Source organism: Psychrobacter sp. Rd 27.2 (assembly GCF_001921755.1).
Taxonomy (GTDB): domain Bacteria; phylum Pseudomonadota; class Gammaproteobacteria; order Pseudomonadales; family Moraxellaceae; genus Psychrobacter; species Psychrobacter celer.
In genome coordinates this window covers 1-364 of record NZ_MRYB01000125.1, presented here as the reverse complement: position 1 = coordinate 364, position 364 = coordinate 1, and the positions used below count along the sequence as shown (strand labels likewise).

Genomic DNA, 364 nt, shown 5'->3' with positions numbered 1-364 from the left:
GGAATACGTGCTAGAGCTAAACCCTGACGCGGTCATGCGTACCTATGGACAAGAGCTAAACCCTGAGTCTTATGCCATCTGTAAAGCTGATATGCTGATCAAAGGGCAAGAGGTGAATAACATTAAGCTGGGCAATACCTTATCCAGTGATCAGCTGGCAGGTGAGCAGTTTGATTATATGCTGTCGAATCCGCCGTTTGGGGTGGACTGGAAAAAGATATCAGGTGAGATTAAGGACGAGCACGAGCAAAAAGGTTTTGACGGTCGCTTTGGCGCGGGCTTGCCGCGGGTGTCTGATGGTTCGCTATTGTTCCTGATGCACTTATTAAGCAAGATGCGTCCGATCGTTAGTAACGAGCAGAGT

1 protein-coding gene is annotated in these 364 nt (G+C 48.6%); it reads left to right on the top strand.

The features are described from left to right. Positions 1-364 (top strand): class I SAM-dependent DNA methyltransferase (locus BTV99_RS12875; protein WP_143507211.1); only part of this gene is annotated, 364 nt, incomplete at both ends.